Origin of the sequence: Collinsella sp. LCP21S3_C7 (genome assembly GCF_052118485.1) — a bacterium.
In the GTDB taxonomy this organism is placed as follows: Bacteria; Actinomycetota; Coriobacteriia; order Coriobacteriales; family Coriobacteriaceae; genus Collinsella.
Genome location: NZ_JBQKHC010000026.1, coordinates 1 through 18,193, shown reverse-complemented (window position 1 = coordinate 18,193; position 18,193 = coordinate 1). Strand labels below are relative to the sequence as shown.

The 18,193-nt window shown below is 59.9% G+C and carries 11 protein-coding genes, 1 tRNA gene and 1 pseudogene; 7 read left to right on the top strand and 6 right to left on the bottom strand.

Annotated features, from left to right (window positions below):
• Positions 1-413: 413 nt before the first annotated feature.
• Complete coding sequence (locus ACTQ1E_RS08240; RefSeq protein WP_441565788.1) at positions 414-2,303, top strand: carbon starvation CstA family protein; 1,890 nt, start codon at positions 414-416, stop codon at positions 2,301-2,303.
• A gap of 183 nt (positions 2,304-2,486) precedes the next feature.
• Positions 2,487-4,661, top strand: coding sequence for a hypothetical protein (locus ACTQ1E_RS08235; RefSeq protein ID WP_441536258.1), 2,175 nt, complete (start codon positions 2,487-2,489; stop codon positions 4,659-4,661).
• 517 nt (positions 4,662-5,178) lie between these two features.
• Here the strand turns inward: ACTQ1E_RS08235 and ACTQ1E_RS08230 are convergent.
• The 4 genes from ACTQ1E_RS08230 to ACTQ1E_RS08215 all read right to left on the bottom strand — a co-directional run bounded on the left by ACTQ1E_RS08230 (position 5,179) and on the right by ACTQ1E_RS08215 (position 8,239).
• Positions 5,179-5,253 (bottom strand) — tRNA-Gln (locus ACTQ1E_RS08230).
• Between the two features lie 38 nt (positions 5,254-5,291).
• Complete coding sequence (locus ACTQ1E_RS08225) at positions 5,292-6,197, bottom strand: peptidoglycan-binding domain-containing protein (protein ID WP_195838517.1); 906 nt, start codon at positions 6,195-6,197, stop codon at positions 5,292-5,294.
• A gap of 138 nt (positions 6,198-6,335) precedes the next feature.
• Positions 6,336-7,349 carry a polyprenyl synthetase family protein gene (locus ACTQ1E_RS08220; protein WP_441049363.1) on the bottom strand — a complete coding sequence of 338 codons (1,014 nt, stop codon included), beginning with the start codon at positions 7,347-7,349 and terminating at the stop codon, positions 6,336-6,338.
• 128 nt (positions 7,350-7,477) lie between these two features.
• Positions 7,478-8,239 (bottom strand): HAD hydrolase family protein, encoded by a 762-nt coding sequence (locus ACTQ1E_RS08215; protein WP_441565786.1) that lies wholly within the window; start codon positions 8,237-8,239, stop codon positions 7,478-7,480.
• A gap of 224 nt (positions 8,240-8,463) precedes the next feature.
• Between ACTQ1E_RS08215 and ACTQ1E_RS08210 the strand changes: the two genes are divergently transcribed.
• Positions 8,464-9,183, top strand: coding sequence for a GntR family transcriptional regulator (locus ACTQ1E_RS08210; protein WP_441055353.1), 720 nt, complete (start codon positions 8,464-8,466; stop codon positions 9,181-9,183).
• 274 nt (positions 9,184-9,457) lie between these two features.
• Positions 9,458-10,306, top strand: a pseudogene (locus ACTQ1E_RS08205) (ABC transporter substrate-binding protein).
• 114 nt (positions 10,307-10,420) lie between these two features.
• Here the strand turns inward: ACTQ1E_RS08205 and galE are convergent.
• Entirely contained in the window at positions 10,421-11,482 is a 1,062-nt protein-coding gene (galE, locus tag ACTQ1E_RS08200) for a UDP-glucose 4-epimerase GalE (protein ID WP_427728932.1), read from the bottom strand.
• 266 nt (positions 11,483-11,748) lie between these two features.
• On the opposite strand from galE, the gene ACTQ1E_RS08195 reads away from it, so the two are divergent.
• Entirely contained in the window at positions 11,749-12,954 is a 1,206-nt protein-coding gene (locus ACTQ1E_RS08195; protein ID WP_441565784.1) for a PcsB-like coiled-coil domain-containing protein, read from the top strand.
• Positions 12,955-13,171: 217 nt separating this feature from the next.
• On the opposite strand, the gene murB is transcribed toward ACTQ1E_RS08195, so the two are convergent.
• Complete coding sequence (gene murB / locus ACTQ1E_RS08190) at positions 13,172-14,134, bottom strand: UDP-N-acetylmuramate dehydrogenase (protein ID WP_441548103.1); 963 nt, start codon at positions 14,132-14,134, stop codon at positions 13,172-13,174.
• Between the two features lie 183 nt (positions 14,135-14,317).
• On the opposite strand from murB, the gene ACTQ1E_RS08185 reads away from it, so the two are divergent.
• Positions 14,318-15,346 (top strand): LacI family DNA-binding transcriptional regulator, encoded by a 1,029-nt coding sequence (locus tag ACTQ1E_RS08185; RefSeq protein ID WP_118388843.1) that lies wholly within the window; start codon positions 14,318-14,320, stop codon positions 15,344-15,346.
• Positions 15,347-15,550: 204 nt separating this feature from the next.
• A complete protein-coding gene (locus ACTQ1E_RS08180; RefSeq protein ID WP_441565782.1) occupies positions 15,551-18,079 on the top strand; it encodes a phosphoketolase family protein in 2,529 nt (842 codons plus the stop codon).
• Positions 18,080-18,193: the final 114 nt, after the last annotated feature.

Below are 18,193 nucleotides of genomic sequence, written 5' to 3'. Positions count from 1 at the left end.
AAAGTTCATATATGGCGGCAGGCGCCCGCCCCGCCCCCGAAGAGCATCTCTCAAGCAAAAACTGTCGTGGGGTAAAGTCCGAGGTCAGTGACGTTTTATACCGAGAAATTCAAATTAATTTGAAAATTCATTACATATTTGCGTTGACTTTAGGCAACTAAAGTTTCATACTCCTTTTCATTCACTGGGGGATGTGAACACGCACGGATCGTTCGCATCATGATTGAAGAGGATTTCTTAGACATGTTCACGCATCAGCTAAACATTATCAGCGTAGTAATTATCTGATGCGGGTTAGCACATACAGCTAGCCCGTACGATAACGGGCGGCTGATGAAGATGAGGGCCGTCGAGCGCAACCGACGGCCCTCATTTTTTATGTCTAGGAAGTTCTTTTTAGAGGAGGAAATGTAATGAACGGAGTTTTGCTCATGGTTGTGGCCGCAGCGGTGCTCGCCTGCGGCTATCTGGGCTACGGCCGCTGGCTGGCTAACAAGTGGGGCGTTGATAAAGAGGCTCTCACGCCTGCCAAGCGCATGAAGGACGGCAAGAGCTTCTCGCCCGTCTCCGCCTTCACCGCGTTCTCGCATCAGTTCAGCTCGATCTGCGGTGCTGGCCCTGTTACGGGTACGATCGTCGCCATGGCCTTCGGCTGGCTGCCCGTCGTGCTCTGGGTCCTCGTCGGCGGCATCTTCTTTGGCGCCGTTCACGACTTTGGCGCCCTGTACGCTTCGATGAAGAACAACGGCAAGTCCTTGGCTCAGCTCATCGAGAAGTACATCGGCAAGACCGGCCGTCGCCTGTTCCTGCTGTTCTGCTGGCTGTTCTGCATCATCGTCATCGCCGCTTTTACCGACATGGTCTGCAAGACGTTCATGTTCACCCCGGTCGTTGACGCCTCTGGCGCTGCCACCGGTGCCATCGACTTCACCAAGTCCTATGCCGCTGGCTGCGCTGGCACCATCTCCATCCTGTTCACCTTCGTCGCCATGGCCTTTGGTTGGGCTCAGAAGAAGTTCAACCTCACCGGCGCTGCCGAGTTCGTCACCGGCGTGGTGCTCATGGTCCTCATGTTCGCCGTCGGTATGCAGTTCCCGGTTTACCTGGACAAGTTCCAGTGGTTCGCCGTCGTCATGGTCTACCTGGTCTTTGCCGGCGCCATGCCCATCCAGATGCTCAAGACCCCTCGCGACTACCTCACTTCCATCATGATGATCGTCATGATTGTCTGCGCCGTCCTCGGCATCGTCGTCCTGGGCGTTAACGGCCAGGCCACCATCACCGCTCCGGTTTTCACCGGCTTTAGCAATGCCTCGGGCATGATGTTCCCGGTCCTGTTTGTCTCCGTTGCCTGCGGCGCTCTCTCCGGTTTCCACAGCCTCGTTTCTTCGGGCACCTCTTCCAAGCAGGTCGAGAAGGAGCAGGACGCCGTCAAGGTGGGTTTTGGCGCCATGATCGTCGAGTCCTTCGTCGGCATCCTCGCCATCATCGTCGCCGGCATCATGTTCTCCGACATGAACACTGCCGGTACCGGCGCCCTCAACGCCGGCGTCGCTTCCACCCCGTTCCAGATCTTCGCTGCTGGCATTTCTCGCGGTATGCAGGCCTTCGGTGTTGACGGCACGCTCGCTACCGTCTTTATGACCATGAACGTCTCCGCTCTGGCCCTGACCTCGCTCGATGCCGTCGCCCGCATCGCCCGCACCTCGTTCTCCGAGTTCTTTGCCCAGACCAACGACGCCCTGGCCATCGAGTCCAAGGCCGGCTGCATGAGGGTCCTCGGCAACCCCTGGTTCGCCACGGTTGTCACCCTGCTCCCCGGCCTCGCCCTTGCCTTTGGTGGCTATGCCAACATCTGGCCGCTTTTTGGTGCTTCCAACCAGCTGCTCGGCGGCATGACCATGATCACCCTTGCCGTGTTCTGCAAGTGCACCGGTCGCAAGGGCTGGATGCTCTACGTGCCCGTCGCCTTCCTGCTCTGCTGTACCTTCACCTCGCTGGTCCAGAGCGCCATGGGCTGCATGACCGCCGTCCAGGCCTACGGCTTCTTCGGTACCATCCCAGCTACCGCCACCACGGCCGCCGTCTCCGTCGCCGCCACCAAGGGCCTGCAGCTCGTCTTTGCCGTCCTGCTGATGGTCCTGGGCCTCATCGTTGCCGTCAACTGCCTCAAGGAGCTCTTCGGCAAGGAGGCCGGTTCCATGCCCGACGAGGAGCCCGAGTGGTCCGAGATGGGCAAGGCCGAGTATGGTCGCGCTGCTGCTGCTGAGGCTCCCGCAAACGCCGAGGCCGCCAAGGCCTAATCGACCTAACGGATTGAACGTCACATCTATATGACTCGGAAAGGCCGGGTCCGCAACTGCGCGGGCTCGGCCTTTTTTCCTTGCAAAAGCTAGTGTGCCCGGGTGTTCTCGCAGATGTTTTGCGTGGATAGGGGCGTGCGTTGTACCATATAGACGTATATGTGTACATATGAAAGGGGCCCCGTGGCCAAGACGGTATATTCCGATAACCAAAACAACGTCGATGCCCTGGCTGAGCGTCTGAGCAGCCAGACGTCGCTTTCTGCCGAGCGTGCCAAGCTGGTTGCCTACGACCTGCTCTGCCGCAAGGCGCTCAAGATCAAGTCGAGTGCGCTGGCACAGATTTTCCGTTCCGTCGATAAGGAATGTGACACCAAGGCGATGCGCGATGAACTTATCGCGGCAAAGATCGTTACCAAGATCGAGGGCAGCGGCGTTAACGGGCGCCCAGCGTTCTATACCATTAATGCCGAGATTCGCGATGTCCAGGAGCAGCCTGCCGAGGCTGCCGAAGAGGCCGTCGAGGACGTTGTCGAGGCGCCTGTTGCGGTGGAAACGGCTCCGCGCGAGAACGTCGACACCGATGAGCTGCTTGACGAGAGCGTCGTTCGCGCCTTTACGGCCAAGGCGGGCCGCGGCGGTTTTGGCGGGGGCGGTAAACGCGATGCGCAGCGCCGTGCCCAGCAGGAGCGCTTCCGTCGCGCCGTGGCTCAAAAGGATGCGACGGATGTCGAGCCCGTCGAGGATGAGGCTGTTACCGAGCCGCAGTGCGCCGCTGAGGTCCAGGAGCCCAAGCGTCGCCGCGGTGCTCACTTTAAGGCCGAGCAGGGAGGTGTTGTGTGCGACGTTCAGGAGTCCGTCGAGGCTGCTGGTGCACCCGAGGAGCCCGTCAAGAAGGCTCCGGGTTCATGCCGTCCCGGACGCGGCTTTATGGGTCGTGCGTATCCCGCAAGGCGTCAAGAAAAGACCGACCAGGCTCCCGCTGCACCAGCGGAGAAGGCTGAGAAGGCTGCCGAGCCGATGGTCCGTGAGCAGAAGCCTGTTGAGCCGCGGCCTACGGGCGATGTCGAGCCCCGAGGCCAGCAGTCTGCGGGCGAGAAAGCGGGGGAGAAAGCGGGGGAGAGCGCTTCGAGCAAGCCTCGCCGTCGTCGTCACCGTGGCGGCCGTGGCTCAAATGCCGAATCCGTGGCCGAGCAGGCAGCGGGGCAAAACAAGGATGCGAAGACTGAGATCCCGGCGGAGCAGTCCAAGCGCCAGCCAGTAAAGGGGGACAAGCCTGAGCGTTCGCAAAAGGGCTCGTCCGCGCCAAAGCAAGAGCGCAATACTCGGACAGATTCCAAGTGCAAATCCCAGACGCAGCCCAAACCGACTGCAAACGATGCGGCCTCCCAGCAGCCTGAGCCGCCCGCTCATGGCGAGGTTTCGGCGTTTGCTCTGGCCCGTGTCCTGGGCAGGCAGCTGCTCAAGGTCGTTCCCACACCTGCTGCACTCTCCAAGATTAAGGAGCAACAGACTCAAATCGTTAAGGTTGAGGGCAAGGACGGCAAAAAGGTTTCGCAGCGCACTCAGCACAACGAGATGTCCAACCGCAAGATTGCCGAGGAGATTGCGATCATCCAGGCTTGGATTGAGCAGAATCGCGGTGCCGACACGCCGGTCGCTTCGCGTCGCCAGCGCGCCTACCAGATTTTTAACGATGAGAAGGCCTTTGACGGTAAACACGGCGAGCGCCTGATGAGGCGTATGGCCGAAAAGGGCATCAGCATGCAGGCGATTAAGGTCGCCCCCAACCGCCCCGTGCACTTTACGGGCTTCTTTACGCTGGGCGCCGACAAGCCGTTCATTATGGTCGAGAACCTGGACACCTATGACGAGATCGTCAAGCTCTTGCGCGGCCGCAAGCACGCTAAGCTTTTTGGCACCAAGGTGGGTGGCGTGATCTTTGGCGGTGGCTGCAAGGCGAGCGTCTCGCACGCACTGGATGATTATCTGGCCGAGATCGGCTATCGCTTTAACTATGTCTACTACGTGGGCGATATCGACCGAGAGGGTGCGCGCATCGTCGAGCAGGCCCGCAATGCCAATGTGGTTGAGATTCGCTTGCATGCCGGCATGTATCGTGCCATGCTCGCCGAGCACAAGCGTCGCGTGAAAGCTGGCGGCGAGTGCGAGCCTGCGGCTGCCAATCAGGGTGTGCCGCAGAATTTGGCGGCGACGATCAAGGATCTGCCTATGGTCACGCGCGTGCAGTTCCGCAATGTGCTGCGCGAGGGCGGTCGCATTCCGCAGGAGATTCTGATGACCGCCGACTATCGGGATGGCGACTCGGGAAGCTTCGACCGCATGCTGAACAATTAGGGGCGCGTGGCCCCGGCGGGCCGGGCATTAAGTTTGCTGCTCTACAGTCCTGCGCAAGACGAAGTCCACATTAAGTGGCCTTCTTTGCGTGCGGAACTCGCGACAAACTTAATGCCCGGCCCGCCGGGGCCACGCGCCATTTTGTAGATGGCGGCTCGCTTTTCGGAACGGGGCTGATATTTCTTGATGTAAGGCGCTCTTGTTCCTTTCGGGCTTGGGGCGCCTGTCTTTTGAGGGTGGATGAGCCGGCACTTGGGTACGTTCCTTTAGTGCCGGCACTTTGGGAACGTCCCCAAGTGCCGGTTGAGATACGGAGAGCCCGTTGTTGATATGGGACGGAGGGATTCCGCGTCCGCCTTCCGGCGGCCGCGCCCCGCTGCGTCGCTCCGCTCCTTGCGTGCTGCGCTGGAAAACGCTTCGCGTTTCCTCAGCTCCGCACCCTTGCGGGTTCGAATCCCTCCGCATGCCCACAAGAAAGCGCCCCGGGCTGATGAAAGCCCGGGGCGCTCAGTTACCTTGGCTGGGACGGAGGGATTCGAACCCCCAACAGCCGGCACCAAAAACCGGAGTTCTACCGTTGAACTACGTCCCAATGTGTGGTGCTGCCCAAAAGCAGCTCGTCTAGTTTACCTAATCTGCGAGGGCATCGCAAACGCCATCGAGCAGGCGTACGGCGAGTGTCTGGGCATCGCTTGCGGTGAAGGTTCCGTTGTAGCGCGTCATGCCCGTGAGCTCAATGCGGATACGTGCAGGCTTTTGTTGCGCGGCGATATTGGCAGTGCGGATGCGCTGCGCCAGGTTGTGACATTCGGCAAGGGCGATCGTGGCGCGCGGCGCTGCATCTGCGGGCAGCTCATCGCTTGCGATTTCGAGTACCAGGTCCACGTCGGTCGGAACCTCGGAATCGCAAAGCATCATGCCGCTGTTGTCGGTCGTCGCCGTGGCGATGTTCCACATGCGCGATGCAACGCTGCGTGCGATGGGGTCCTCACCGATAACGGCAATCTGGAAGCGCTCGAGCACGTTGGCGGCGCGGGCAAAGCCGATGCGCGACTCGGCCTCGGTAACCGAGGGTTTGCCCTCCCACACGTGATGCAGACGGTTGATATAGGCGTAGGTATCCTGGAATGCCATGCCGTCGGCAAACAGGCCGACATTTTCTTGGAACTGCTGCAAGGCCGCCTCGGTGTGCGGGCCAAAGTAGCCGTCGTCCTCACCGCAGGCAAAACCCAAAACGTTGAGTGCCCTCTGCAGGGCCCGAACGTCGGCACCATGGAAATTGGGCATGCGCAGATAAAGCGTGCGGTCGCCCAGCTTATACGAGGCGTCTACCAGGGCGCTCCAACAGGGGATATCGACGGCGTAGCCAGCGGCAAGGCCGCTGTCGAGCCTAAAGGTGCCAACAGCCTGCTCGGTGGTGGTGCCAAAGCGCTTGTCGGCGACCTCGGCGTCATCGATTGTATAGCCGAGCTGCAGAAGGCGGGACTGGACGTCCTCGACGGCTGCTCCCTGCATGCCCGTTGTGATAGGTTCCATGAACGAACCCCTTTCGGCGTACCATTCGTACTATTTGAGCGTGTGTCGGATAGACAACGCAAAGGGTTGCATAAACATGCACTCAACAGTGTAGCAAGTTGTACCCAAATGCGCTGCTGACAGGTTTTATAACCCCCGCTAGTTAAGGCGCTCCACAAAGAAATCTGCCATGGAGTCGAACAGCTCGCGTGCATGCGGGTCGAGCTCGACACCTTCGATAGCGGCCTTGGCCTTGGCAGTCAGGTTGAGTGCGTAAGTGTGGGCGAAATCGACAGAGCCGGTCTGCTGGAAGATCTCCACGGCGCGTGCGAGTTGCACGGGGTCCTCGGTGCCCGAGGAAAGGATTGCCTCGACTTCGTCGTGATAACGCTCGTCTGACAGGGCATGCACGGCGACGAGCGTGCGCTTGCCCTCTGTGATGTCGGTGCGGAAGTCCTTGTTGGCGGCCTCCTTGGTGCCAATAAGGTTGAGCAGATCATCTTGGATCTGAAAGGCAAGGCCCGTGTGCAGGCCAAAGGCACGCAGCGCCTCAATCTGGTCTTCGCTGCCGCCACCGATAATGGCTCCGGCGGCAAGTGGCGTGGCTCCGCTGTAGTACGCGGTCTTGTGCGTCGCCATGTCCAGATAATCGTCGACCGAGATGTCAAAGCGCCCATCGCGGACCCAGCCCAGGTCGAGCGCCTGACCCTCGATGGTGCGAACGATCATCTCGGTGAGCTCGTGGAGCACGCGGAGCTTCACGTCTGCCTCGAGCGTGGGGTCGTCGAGAACCGTCTTGGTAACCATGGTGAGCGCTAGGTCGCCGCAGTTGATGGCAAGTCCCGTACCCTCGGTAAGGTGCATACAGGGCTTGCCGCGGCGCAGCTGGCCGTTGTCGGCGATGTCGTCATGGATAAGCGCTCCCGACTGAAAGTGCTCGATGGCCGCCGCCGCGCTTCGGGCGCTCTCAAAGCTGCCGCCTACCGCGGTGGCGGCGAGCATGCAGATGAGCGGGCGGTGGCGCTTGCCGGCATTGGCCGTAAATGCCGAGAGCGGGCCATACAGGTAGCGCTCGATATCGGCAGAGGTCGCCTGTCCGTCAAAGAACGTGGCCAGATAGTCGTTAATCTGGTCAAAATGCTGGGCTAAAAAGCTGGTAAACGGACTGGACACGGGTTCTCGCATTCTTTCTTAGGTTGCATCGTTGCGTTATGCAGACAACATATTGCCACATTAGGGCATTGAGCGCGGCGGTTGAAGACGATTGAGCCATGTTGTCGCAAATGCGGCAAGAGGCGCGGCTAGATAAGTCCAAAGTGCTCGAGCGCGGTGACGACGCCGTCGTGGTCGAAACTGTCGGTGACGTAGTCGGCCTTTTCCTTGAGGAAGTCCGGCGCGTTGCCCATGGCGACGCCAACATCGACCGCCTCCATGAGGGCGATGTCGTTGCTTGCGTCGCCGATGCCGTACACAGTGCCGTGATCTGGCCCCAGGGCGTCAAGCACGGCCTTGATTCCGGCCCGTTTGGTGCACTCGCGAGGCGAGATTTCCGTGACATCGAGTTCGAGCTCGTTGAGGCAGAGCAGAGGCCCAAGCTCTTCATCTTGGGCGATGCGGTTGGCGAGCGGTGTGGACATAAGAATTTTAATGCCGGTGTCGAGCGTCTTGATGCCGTCGATGATGGTGATGCCGCTGGCGGAGGTCAAAGACGACGGGTACTTAAGTCCAAGGTTATCGCCGCTCAGCTTAATGATCTCGCTCAAAAAGAAGCAATAGGCAAAATAGGCCACGAGTGCCTCGAAGCAGCAGCGCGCCGGTTGCTTTTGGGCAAGGCCGATGGGCAGCGCTACGGCAAAAAGCAGTGGGAGGCGTTTAAAGACCGTCCACGAGCCGCGCTGGATGATAGCCCAAAAAATATACCAAGGGGTTCCGTATACGGCGAGGTCGCCGACGATGTCCGCAGACGTTGCGAGGGCGGAGACGCCGACCATAAGGCCCGATATGGAAAACAGCATGGCGGGCGCGAACATTGCCCCGCCAAAGCGTTGGATTTTCTGCAGCATAATATGCCTTCCGGATGCAACATGCTGTGCGAGCAAGAACGTTTAAACAATGAACTCATTGTAGAGGACTGGCTGCTTGCCGCATTGACGGTTTTGATTCGGTCCGATTTGGGTGCCGGGGGAACCGTCGACGGTAAATAATCCGTGCTTTGCCGATAGACGGTTTAAACAACCCCAAGAAATGCTATCGTGCCTAGCCATACATATTCATTAGAGGTGAAGCCATGCCAAAAGCGATTTACGAAGGAATCTACCGCGAGATCCGTTCGCGCATCATTAACGGGACCTATGCGTTCCAGGAGATGCTGCCAACCGAAGCCGAGCTGACCGCAGAGTTCGACTGCACGCGCAATACCGTCCGCCGCGCCTTGAGCATGCTGGCCGACGAGATGTTTGTGCAGCCCATACACGGCAAGGGCGTGCGCGTTATTTGGCTCAAGGGCGAAACCGACATGCTGGGCGCACTCGAGGAAGTCGAGTCGTTTGGCGAATTTGCAAAGCGCAGCAATGCCGTTGCATCGACGGACGTTAAGTCCTTTGAACATCTGGTCTGCACCGAGCAGCTCTCTCGTCGCCTGGGCTTTAAGGTGGGCGAGGAGCTGATTCGCGTAGTGCGTGTCCGAAGCCTCAACGGCAGCGCGCGCCAAGTGGACCATGGCTACTTTTTGGAGTCGATCGCCAAGGGTCTGACTCCCGAGATCGCGGCAGAATCTATCTACGACTATCTGGAGCACAAGCGCGGCATCAAAGTGATGGCGAGTCGCCGTACGGTGAGTGTCGAGCTCGCCAACGATGAAGACTGCAGCTATCTTGACCTCGGCAAATACAACTGCGTTGCCGTCATGGAGAGTCAGTCGTACACATCGGATGGCATCTTGTTCGAGGTGACGCATGCTCGCACACACCCCGAGATCTTCCATTACCGCGTCAATTCCAAGCGATAGGTAACAGACGCATAAGCTTGCGTTTCGATATGAAGCGCCCCGTGCTGTCGATGGGATATCGGCCGCACGGGGCGCTTTAATTGTTTAGACAATATTTGTCAAGTACGAATGTATCGAGAACCGTTCACCGAAGTTTTTCTACCGCTCTATTAATACTTGTTCAGACAACTAGGCAAACAGCGTATTGCACAAATCAGAAAAAGGGGCAAAGTCCCCGAACCAATCTCCGAAGGCGGCGGCAAAGGGCGCCGCCACGGTCTTTGGCCTGGGTCTCGTGGGCTGCGGTGGCTCCGCCGGCTCCGGCTCCTCTGCTTCTGGTGACGCTGCCGAGGTCTACTTCCTCCAATTCAAGCCCGAGGTCGACAAGGAGTGGAAGGAGATCGCCAAGGCGTACAAGGAGGAGAAGGGCGTCGAGGTCAAGATCGTGACCGCCGCCTCCAACACCTACGAGGAGAAGCTCAAGTCCGAGATGTCCAAGAGCTCCGCTCCGACCCTGTTCCAGGTCAACGGGCCCACCGGTCTTAAGAACTGAAAGGACTACTGCGCCGACCTGTCCGATACCAAGGTCCGCGGTGAGCTCGTCGACGACTCCCTGGCTCTGCAGTCCGACGGCAAGGATCTAGGTATCGACTGGGTCCAGGAGAGCTACGGCATCATTTACAACAAGGAGCTCCTCGAGAAGGCTGGCTACAAGGCCGAGGACATCAACTCCTTCGACAAGCTGAAGGCTTGCGCCGATGACATTCAGGCCCGCAAGGACGAGCTTGGCGTTGACGGTGCCTTCACTTCCGCCGGCATGGATGACTCCTCCAGCTGGCGCTACACCACCCACCTCGCCAACCTCCCGCTCTACTACGAGTTCGAGAAGGAGCACAACCAGGAGGATGACGAGATTAAGGGCGAGTATCTCGACAACTTTAAGCAGATCTTCGACCTGTACATCACCGACTCCACCTGCGATTCTTCGCAGCTTGCCTCCAAGACCGGCGACGACGCCACCAACGAGTTCGCAACTGGCAAGGCCGTCTTCTATCCTTCTCGTTGTGGGGTCGGCCTGCCGATGGGTGTGCAGTCCGCCTCCGATGTTCTGATTCGATACACCTATTGTATACATGTTGTTTAAACATGTATAGGCAAGATAAAAAAGTTGGTCGATTTTCGGCGAATGGTTACATGCCATGAAAAAGCCCCGGTCTCACATCGTGAGATCGGGGCAAGAACGGTATGTAGGTTTTTGCTACTCGGCGTCGGCGAAGCCGTTGGGGTTGTGGCTCTGCCAGTTCCAGCTATCGCGGCACATGTCCGCGATGTCGTACTGGGCCTTCCAGCCCATCATGCGCTCGGCCTTGGAGGCATCACACCAGTTGGCGGCGATATCGCCGGCGCGGCGCTCGCGAATCACATAGGGCAGCTCCTTGCCGCAGGCCTTGGAGAAGGCGGCGACGACCTCGAGCACCGAGGTGCCGGTGCCGGTGCCCAGGTTGAAGATCTCAACGCCGGTCTTGCCGTTCATCCAGTTGAGGGCGGCCACATGGCCCGAGGCCAGGTCGCACACGTGGATATAGTCGCGCACGCCCGTGCCGTCGGGGGTGGGGTAGTCGTTGCCAAAGACCTGAACGGCCTCGAGCTTGCCCACGGCAACCTGCGCGACATAAGGCACCAGGTTGTTGGGGATGCCCTTGGGGTCCTCGCCGATCAGGCCCGACGGATGTGCGCCGATGGGGTTGAAGTAGCGGAGCAGCACAACGTCCCACTCGGGATCGGCGGTGTGAACGTCCATAAGGATCTGCTCAATCATCCACTTGGTCCAGCCATAGGGGTTGGTCGCAGGCTTCTTGGGGTCTTCCTCGGTGACGGGCGGGTTATCCGGATCGCCGTAGACGGTCGAGGAGCTCGAGAAGATGATGGACTTGCAGCCATGGTTGCGCATAACGTCTACGAGCACCAGGGTGTTCTCGATGTTGTTGTGGTAGTACTCGACGGGCTTGCTCACCGACTCGCCGACGGCCTTAAAGCCGGCGAAGTGGATGACGCGGTCGATCTGATGGGTATCGAAGATCTTGTTCATGGCATCGCGGTCGAGCACGTTGGCCTCGTAGAAGGTGAGGTTCTTGGCGGCCTTGTCGCCCACGATGGTCTTGACACGGTCGACGGCGACGGCGCTGGAGTTGGAGAGGTCGTCGACGATGACGACCTGGTAGCCACCCTCGAGCAGCTGAACGACGGTGTGCGAGCCGATAAAGCCGGCGCCACCGGTTACGAGGACGCAGGTGTCTTTGGGGTCGAGTGCTTTGGACATGTAGTCTCCTATCGAATCAGGAACACTTCCTGAGGGAGTATAGCGCAGGCAGGGGCACCCAAAACGTGCAGGGCAGGAAAAGCAGACGAACATGCTAACGTACTCATGGAAATGTTTGGCGTGGGCATAACCTTGACTTTGACGTTTGCATACGAGCCGCCGACCATGGGGTTTGCTGCCGTTCGTGGAAATCGTTGGGACGTGTCGGATGTACGCTAATATGTATGAGTTGAGCGACATATAAATGAACATGTAACGGAGTAGATATGTCACCAAACAGCGATTCCATCCTTTCCCAGGAGCTTTCGCGTCGCACTGCCCTCAAGGCCTTGTTCGGCGCCGCTTCTGCAGCCGTTCTTTTTGGTCTGCCCGCTCGCGCCCATGCTGCGGAGGCCACCAAGGAAACCACCGACAAGCTCAATGCGGCCCAGGCTCAGCTTGACGAGGTCCAGGCCCAGCTCGACAGCATCGCAAATGAATACGCGGCGCTGGCCAACAAGAACGCCCAGACCCTCAACGATATCGAGAGCGTACAGGGCCAGATTGACAGCACGCAGGCGCAGATTGACGAAAAGAAGGCCGAGCTCAAAAAGAAGCGCGGCGATCTTTCCGATCGCGTTTCCGCCAGCTATAAGTCGGGCGGCACCAACATCCTGTCGCTGCTGCTCGCCTCGGGCTCGTTTGAGGAGCTCGTCGCCAATGCGCACTATGTTGAGAAGATCAACAAGAGCGACCGCGACGCCATCGAGGATATCCAGACCATCCAGAAAGAGCTCGATACACAGAAGTCCGAGCTCGAGTCGCAAAAAGCCGACTTGGAGAAGCTCAAGGACCAGCAGACTGCCCAGATGCAGGACATGCAGGCCAAGCAGCAAGAGGTCCAGACGGTTCTGAACGGCCTCTCCGACGACGTCAAGGAGCTCATGGCTCAGCGCGATTCCGAGATTCTCGCTGCCGCCCAGGCTGAGGAGGCTGCCAAGAAGGCTGCCGCTGCTGCGGCTGCCGCAAACAAGAACAATTCCTACTCGGGTGGTTCAAACTCGGGTGGCGGATCGTATGCGCCCGGAAATCCGCAACAGAATGCCGGCTCGGGCAAGCAGCAGGCTGTCGTCAACGCATGCTACTCCACGCCTTCGCCTGGCCTAAACTGGTGCGCCGCCTGGGTCACCAACGTCTTCCGCAACGCCGGCGTGGGCTACTTTGGCGGCAACGCGTGCGACATGTTTAACGCCTGGTGCTACAGCTCCGATCGTTCGGCGCTGCAGGTGGGCATGATCGTGGCCGACTCGTCGCACAGTGGCACCGGTATGCCGGGTCTGCTGTACGGACACGTGGGCATCTATGTTGGCGGCGGCATCGTTATGAGTAACGAGGGCGCCATCACGTCGAGGTCGCTTGACTCGTTCATTGGGTTCTACGGCACTGGCTCTGGCGTGCGCTGGGGCTGGCTCGGCGGTATCGCGCTGTCGTAGCTGCGGCTTGGTCCGGGACTGCGGGCGAGGCATAAGGTTGCCTGCTCGGGCAGTCCTGCTCGCGCGGAGAGCACATTAAGTGCTCTCCGGCTCGTGCGGAACTCGCGATCAACCTTATGCCCCGCCCGCAGTCCCGGACCTTCCGGGTTCAAGGCGCGACACACCGGACTGGTTGTCTGAATTAAAGAAAGTGAAGGCCCCTTTCGGGGCCTTCCTTTTATAAAAATTCGCCTACTCGGTGGACTTCGGGTTCTAGGTCTACGCCGAATTGGTCTTTGACGGTTGCTTGGATGTGGCGGATGAGTTCGTCGACGTCGGCGGCGGTGGCGTGGTCGGCGTTGACGATGAAGCCGCAGTGTTTTTCGCTCACCTGGGCGCCGCCGACGGCATGGCCGCGCAGGCCGGCATCCATGATGAGTTTACCGGCAAAGTGGCCCTCGGGGCGCTTGAAAGTGGAGCCGGCACTCGGCATGTCGAGCGGCTGCTTGTCCTCGCGGCGTTGGCGGTAGTCGTCCATGTCGGCCTTGATCATCGCGGCGTTACCCGGGGCGAGATTGAAGGTGGCCGAAAGCACGATGAAGCCGTCGTCGGCGATGCGGCTCTTGCGATAGCCCAGATTGAGCTCGTCGACATCGAACTCGATGATGCTGCCGCTACCGCGGGTGCCGTCGTCGAGCATGCGGGCGGGCTTGTAGACGCGTACAGACTCCAGCACATCGGCCATGCAGGCACCGTAGGCGCCGGCGTTCATGTAGCAGGCGCCGCCGACCGATCCGGGGATGCCCGAGATGGGCTCCATGCCGGTGAGACCGGCCTCGGCTGCCGCGGCCGCAACATCCGAAAGCAGCGCACCGGCTGCTGCCGTAACGTGCGTGCCGTCGACGGTAATGTCGGAGAGGCCCTCGCCTAGCGCTACGACGACGCCGCGTATGCCCTTGTCGCCGACGAGTAGGTCGGAGCCGTTGCCCACGATGGTGAGTGGCAGATCGCAGCGATAGCAGGTATCGAGCGTGGCGACGAGGCCCTGCTCGGTGTCGGGCGTGACAAAGACGTCGGCCGGGCCGCCAATCTTAAACGTGGTGTGCTCGCGCATGGGCTCGCTCATCAACACGTTGTCCTCGCCGGCAACGCCAGCGAGCGCGCACAGCAGGTCCTCGTTAAAAAAGTCGTTCTCGTGCATCCGAATATCCGCCTTTTGGTGGTCGTTGTCATCAATCGATTGCAATATACCCCACCTGGACGTATTTGGTGCGCTGGCGGCGATAAAACAGCCGTCTACCGGATTGGTAAAGTGTTTATCACCGAGGTAGAGGGGCAGTCGCTATACTTTCAAGAGATTGCGCGTAAACCCGGAAGGAGCGAGATGGCCAACAAAGTCACCCTCAAGCAGATCGCCCAGGAGGTGGGGCTTTCCCCCTCGTCGGTCTCGCTTGTTCTCAACAATCGGCCTTGTCGCATCTCGGAAGAAAACCGCAAGCTCATCAAGGAGGTCGCGGCGCGCAACCACTATGTTCCCAACCAGATTGCGCGCAGCCTGGTCATGCGCGAGTCACGCACCCTGGGCCTTATCGTCCCCAACATCGAGAGCCGATTTTTTGCCTCACTTGCCGGTAGCTTGGAAAAGCGCTGCCGCGAGGACGGCTATGCGCTCTTTATTACCAGCTCGGGCGGAAGCGCCGACGACGACCTGGAACTGCTGCGCCAGCTGGTGACGCGCGGCGTCGATGGTGTCTTCCTGGTGGTAGGCGACGAGTTCTCGGACGACCGTGCCCTGCGCGAAGAGGTCAGCCATCTACCCATCCCTGCCGTGATGGTCGACCGCGCCATTGAGGGGCTCGAGTGCGACAAGGTGATGTTCGACCACGAGATGGGTGGCTATATGGCTACCCGCTATCTGATCGAGCAGGGCCACCGTCGCATTGCCTGCTTGGTTAATGCGCGTCGTTCCAATACGGGTCGCAAGCGACTTGCCGGCTATGAGCGCGCGCTGCGCGAGGTTGGCCTGCCTATCGACGCGCGTTTGGAGTTTGAGAGCGAGTACTACATTCCGAGCGCCTACGAGGCCTCGGAGGCGGTGCTCGCAACCGACGCCACTGCCGTGTTCGCAAGCTCGGACAACATTGCCCTCGGTTTGCTCAAGCGTTTGCACGAGATGGGGAAGAGCATCCCGGGCGATATTTCGGTGGTGAGCTATGACAACTCGGCGGCCGACGTTCTCTTTGAGCCGGCGCTGACCGCCATTGAGCAGGATCCTGGTGTCCTCGCGGAACATGCTTTTGGCTGCATGTCCAAGCGTCTTGCCGGTAGGGGCGGTAGGCGTGCCGAAGAGGTCGTCCTGGAGCCGGCGCTTATCGTTAAGGGCAGCGTGCTCGAGCTTACTAAACATAACTAAACACGTTTATCAATTTGCAGAGACCGAATGTGGAGCACCTGTGGCAGACAATGCCGCAGGTGAATGTCGCGTTTTGTTGATCGATGTGATTGATAAGGGTGATAAAACGTTTTTTCACCATGATAAAACGTTTTAGCAAATATACTAGTCCCAACGAATGGTTGCCGTATTGGAGGGCGACCGCACAGCGGAGGGACATAAACAATGGCTAAAACACTGGGGACGCCGTGGCAAAAGCTGGGCCACGAGGTGCCGGCTTCCGAGCTCGAGGGCGTCGACCTGTATTGGCGTGCATCGAATTATCTGTCCGTCGGTCAGATCTACCTTCGCTCTAACCCGCTCATGCGCCCCGACTTTGTCGATGAGAAAACCGGCGAGGTGCGCGACTTTGGTCGCCCGGACGTTAAGCACCGCTTGGTCGGTCACTGGGGCACCACGCCCGGCATCAACTTCCTGTTCGGTCATGTCAACCGCCTCATCGCCGATCACAACCAGAACGCGATCTTCTTGATGGGCCCGGGTCACGGTGGCCCCGCTGGCACCGCCCAGTCGTTGCTCGATGGTACCTACCGCGAGATTCGCCCCGACATCACCAATGACGAGGCCGGCCTGCAGAAGTTCTTCCGCCAGTTTTCCTACCCCGGCGGTATTCCGAGCCATTTTGCGCCCGAGACGCCTGGCTCCATCCACGAGGGCGGCGAGCTCGGCTACACGCTCAGCCACGCCTACGGTGCCGTCATGGATAACCCGAGCCTGCTGGCCGTGGCTGTGGTGGGCGACGGCGAGTCCGAGACCGGTCCGCTTGCGACCTCTTGGCAGTCTAATAAGCTCGTGAACCCGGCAACCGATGGTATCGTCCTGCCGATCCTGCACCTCAACGGCTACAAGATCGCCAACCCCACCATTCTTGCCCGCGTGTCCGACGAGGAGCTCACCAAGTTCTTTGAGGGCATGGGCTATAAGCCGCATTTCTTTGTCGCCGGCTTTGACGACGAGAGCCATGCGAGCATTCATGCGCGTTTCGCCGCCCTGTTCGAGCAGGTCTTCGATGAGATCTGCGACATCAAGGCCACCGCTATGGCTCAGGCCACTGCGGGCGAGACCGTGGTCCGTCCGGCCTATCCCATGATCGTGTTCCATACGCCCAAGGGTTGGACCTGCCCCAAGCAGATTGATGGCAAGAAGACCGAGGACTCCTGGCGCGCCCATCAGGTGCCGCTGGCGAGTGCCAAGGACACCCACGAGCACTTCCGCGTGCTGCGCGAGTGGCTGCGCTCCTACAAGCCCGAGGAGCTCTTTACGCCCGAGGGCCAGGTGCGCCCCGAGGTGACGGCCTTTATGCCGACCGGCGAGCTGCGTATCGGCGCCAATCCCAACGCGAACGGCGGCAAGGTACGCCGCGAGCTCGAGCTTCCCGATATCCACGCTCACGAGATCCCCATCGCAAGTAAGGGCCACGGCTGGGGCTCCACCGAGGCCGCCCGCGTCTTTGGTGAGTACACTGCCGATGTTCTGGCCAAGAACATGGATGATTTCCGCATCTTCGGTCCCGACGAGACCGCGTCCAACCGCCTGCAGGCTGCCTATAAGGTGACCAAGAAGCAGTGGGATGCCGGTTTCTACGAGGACGATGCCAACGACGAGCTGCTGGCCGGTTCCGGTAAGGTTGTCGAGCAGCTGTCCGAGCACCAGTGCGAGGGCTTCCTCGAGGCCTACGTGCTCACCGGCCGCTCCGGTGTGTGGAGCTCCTACGAGAGCTTTGTCCACGTGGTCGATTCCATGGTCAACCAGCACTGCAAATGGCTCGAAGCAACCAAGCGCGAGATTCCGTGGCGCGCTCCTATCAGCGGCCTCAACATTTTGCTGTCGAGCCATGTCTGGCGCCAGGACCACAACGGCTTTTCGCACCAGGACCCCGGCTTTATCGACCTGCTGCTCAACAAGGCCAACGACACGCATGTCGTGAATGCTTATTATCCGGCCGATGCCAATATGGCCCTTGCTGTGGCCGAGCGCGTCTACCAGTCCACCGACTGCGTCAATGCCATCTTCTGTGGCAAGCAGCCCGCCCCCACCTTCCAGACGGTCGACGAGGCCAAGTCTGAGCTCGCCGAGGGCGTAGCGACCTGGGAGTGGGCATCGACTGCCGACTCGCTCGCCGAGGCCGACGTCGTGGTCGCTACTTGCGGTGACGTGCCGACGCTCGAGGCACTGGCCGCAACCGATATGCTGCGCGGGCTGGGCATCAAGGTCTGGTTTGTCAACGTGGTCGATCTGCTCAAGATCCAGAACGTCTGCGAGAACGACCAAGCCATCAGCGATGAGCGCTGGGCTGAGCTGTTTGGCCGCGGCGAGAAGCCCGTGCTCTTCGCATTCCACGCTTATGCCGGCACGATTCGCCGCCTGATCTGGAACCGCCCCGGCCACGATGCCTTCCGCGTCCACGGCTACGAGGAGAAGGGCTCCACGACCACGCCGTTTGACATGCTGCGCCTGAACAACATGGACCGCTGGGCCCTGGCCGCCGACGTGCTGCGCATGGTTGACGCCGATAAGTTTGCCGAGCAGATTGATGAGTGGGAGGCCTTCCGCACCGAGGCCTTTGAGTTTGCGTGCGACGAGGGCTTCGATCACCCGGCCTTTACCGACTGGGTCTGGCCCGACGCCGCAGCCGCAACCGCTGCCGACGGCGTACTCTCCGCAACGCAGTTAACTGCCGGCGACAACGAATAGCATCCGGGACGGTCTCGCGCTGGGGCCGCCTCCGGGCGGGTGCCTTCCTCTGAGAAGTGGGCTTCGCGAACTTCTCAGAGGCTGTCTCTTATACACATCTGACGCTGCCGACGA